Source organism: Chlorogloea sp. CCALA 695, from assembly GCF_003003885.1.
In the GTDB taxonomy this organism is placed as follows: Bacteria; Cyanobacteriota; Cyanobacteriia; order Cyanobacteriales; family Chroococcidiopsidaceae; genus Aliterella.
Genome location: NZ_PVWN01000142.1, coordinates 1 through 2,737, shown reverse-complemented (window position 1 = coordinate 2,737; position 2,737 = coordinate 1). Strand labels below are relative to the sequence as shown.

Sequence of the window (2,737 nt, the reverse complement as noted above, 5' to 3'; positions counted from 1 at the left end):
CAATACAAACCCTTTTATTCTTCTGGATGAAACGCTTTATTTACTATTTATTGATTTCGGAAACTGACATAAGAGGGTTATAGCAGTTTTCAAATGAATAAACCATAGTGAGCGAACCAGCCGAGGGCATCATCAGCAGAAATGCACTCGTTGATAATTCTGGTTAAAGCAAGGTTTGCGTGCTTCACCAGTTCAAGCCTTAGCCGAGCGTAAAAGTTGCTTGAAAATGACCAACTTTGGCTCCCATTGGTGAAAGGTCGGGGGAATAAGGTGGCAAAAACACTACTTTCGCGCCTACCGCCTCGATTGCCTCTCTTACTACTAAGGCATGATGAACAGGCAGGTTGTCCATCACAATAATCGCTCCTACCCACAATTGAGGAATCAGAATCTCTTGGATGTAGAATAAGAACACGTCAGTATTAACGCAAAGGGCAATACTCATCGTGGCAATCAAGCCCTTAATACTCATGCCACCAATTAACGAGATGTTCTTGCCTCTATTGCCCGAAACCTCGCTGTCATACAAGCGTTCACCAATGGGAGCGCGACCATAAGTGCGAGTCATCCCTAGATGAATGCCCGTTTCATCAATGAAGACCAGATTGCGCTCTTCGATGGTGAAACTCCATAGCCGATGAGCAAACCGTAAATCCTTGACCCGTTGAGTGTCTTGCCTTGATGCAATCAGAGTTTTTTTTGACACTTAACTTAAGCCAGCTTACGGCTCGTTGCATCGTCGATACACTTACCACTACCTCTGTTTGTGTGGCAAAGCGTTCACACAACTCTTCGAGCAGAGCATCTGGTTGATTTGTGACTAAGGCTTCAATAATAGGCAAATGTTCTTTTCTAATGAGCGCCACCGCTCCTCCCCCATGCGGCTTAGGCTGCACTGTACCCGTTTCACGATAATGTCGTCTCAGATCTCTGATGAAAGATAAACTCACCTTGAATCGCTCTGCCAATTGCCGTTGCGATCCTTCTTTCGCGTCATACGCGGCGAGTATTCGTTGCCGTAAATCAACTGATAAGGAAGCAGGCATGAGCAGCAATTTCCGATTAGTCTGAACTCGCTTAGGTTACCAAATTGTGGCTTACTCAGTCAATAACCGCTGTAACCTCTTTTGTCACTTTCCGGGATTCAAGAGTAATAAATAAGTGAGGTTATCCAGAATTATAATAGGGTTTAAATTGATTCATTGCCGCAATTAAATGATTGAATCCTAGCAATAAATGTGAAGAAGGCAAAATATCTAGCCAGGGGAAAATTAACCAGAATAGTAAGAGTGGTTGGATAACCAGACGCAAATTATTCAAATTACTTTTCCATCCGCATTCATGGTTCCATTGTTTATGATTAGAAAAATCTATTAAACTATCCTCTTTTACCTCAAGTTGAATTTGATGAGCTTTGTTTATGCCTAAAAATGCTTGGGAATTTAAACTAATCATTGTGTAAACAGAAAAAATAATTTTCCACCATCTCTCAATATGTTTAAAATTAGTAAATCTGTAATCTGTCCAGCCTAATTCCTGTTTACAAAAAGCGAAAACCATATTCTACCCATGTTCTTAATCCATATAGGTCGCCTAAAGTTTTCTTCAGCTTCCCTTGAAGATTCGTCATAACAAATGAAGTAGAATTTTCCGGCATTGTTTCTGGGTCAGTTGTTATTTTCCAATAAGTTATGGCTCTTTTTTTACCATAAACTATTTCACGGATATATTTAGTTTCTGATTTTTGATTGCTAAATGTTCTTTGAAAATTGAACCACTTATTAGCTCTAACGCTCTGATTAGCTGGCAGCCAGACACCATGATTACTCCTAATTGCTACAACATAAGCTAACTGATATTCTGTTAATTTATGAAGGAATTGGCTGCTTTCCCCATAGAAACTATTAGCTAATATCAGTTCAATATTAAAGCCTAATTCCATCAATTCTGTAATAAATTCTGATGCTAATTCTATTTTAGTTCTGTATTTGTCTGACTCTTTTAGCGTTCCTTTAGGTTTAAATATTTTCACTGCTAAAGGAAATGTTATCTTAGCATAAACTCCCTAGGCATTGACAGAAACTATTCCTCGGTCAACCTTCCCTACACTTCCCAAATATTGTCGGGCTACCTAATCAGTTTTCTTACCTTTTTTTCTGTCTCCGGTTTCATCTATTACTACGGTAATTGCCTTTCCATTTAGTGCTTTCTTGAGTTTATTTAATCTTCGCTTTTTTAATTCCTCTACTGACCAATCGCAATTCGCTATAAAATGATGTAATGATTGGGCTGAGTTTATGCTTATTACTTTAGCTATTTCTGGTAAGGATTTTCTTTTTATTGGTGACGTTATTCCCAAGTGTAAGTATTTGAAGCATTCATAGTTTCTTACTTCCTTGAACAGTTCTCTGTACTCTGCACGGGTGCGAGTCTATCCCTCTTTTGTCAGTTTCCGAAATCAACAAATAGTAAATAAAGTCTTTCATCCAGAAGAATAAAAGGGTTTGAATTGATTCATTCTGCTAATTAGGTAATTAAATCCAAGCAATAAGTTGGAGTTGGGGAAAATATCTAACCAAGGAGAAACTAACCAAAATAATAAGAGTGGTTGGACAACTAATCGCAGATTATTTAGAACATTTTTCCATCCGCTTGCATGGTTCCATTGTTGATGGTTAGAAAAATCTATCATATTACTTTTTTGACTCTCAGTTTCAATTTGAGCAGATTGCTTTAG

2 protein-coding genes and 2 pseudogenes are annotated in these 2,737 nt (G+C 38.3%); all 4 read right to left on the bottom strand.

What is annotated here, in order from left to right; genetic code table 11:
* Positions 1-199: 199 nt before the first annotated feature.
* A complete protein-coding gene (locus C7B70_RS25485) occupies positions 200-706 on the bottom strand; it encodes a transposase (protein WP_233221163.1) in 507 nt (168 codons plus the stop codon).
* Positions 591-1,046 carry a helix-turn-helix domain-containing protein gene (locus tag C7B70_RS29005; protein ID WP_199192577.1) on the bottom strand — a complete coding sequence of 152 codons (456 nt, stop codon included), beginning with the start codon at positions 1,044-1,046 and terminating at the stop codon, positions 591-593. The genes C7B70_RS25485 and C7B70_RS29005 overlap by 116 nt, the downstream gene beginning before the upstream one ends.
* A gap of 121 nt (positions 1,047-1,167) precedes the next feature.
* A pseudogene (locus C7B70_RS25475) lies at positions 1,168-2,419 on the bottom strand (IS701 family transposase); the annotation flags it as partial.
* Between the two features lie 63 nt (positions 2,420-2,482).
* Positions 2,483-2,737 (bottom strand): annotated as a pseudogene (locus C7B70_RS25470) (IS701 family transposase); the annotation flags it as partial.

Coding starts and splice junctions, on each gene's coding strand:
- C7B70_RS29005 (WP_199192577.1), bottom strand. CDS start 1,046: ATGCCTGCTTCCTTATCAGTTGATTTACGGCAACGAATACTCGCCGCG.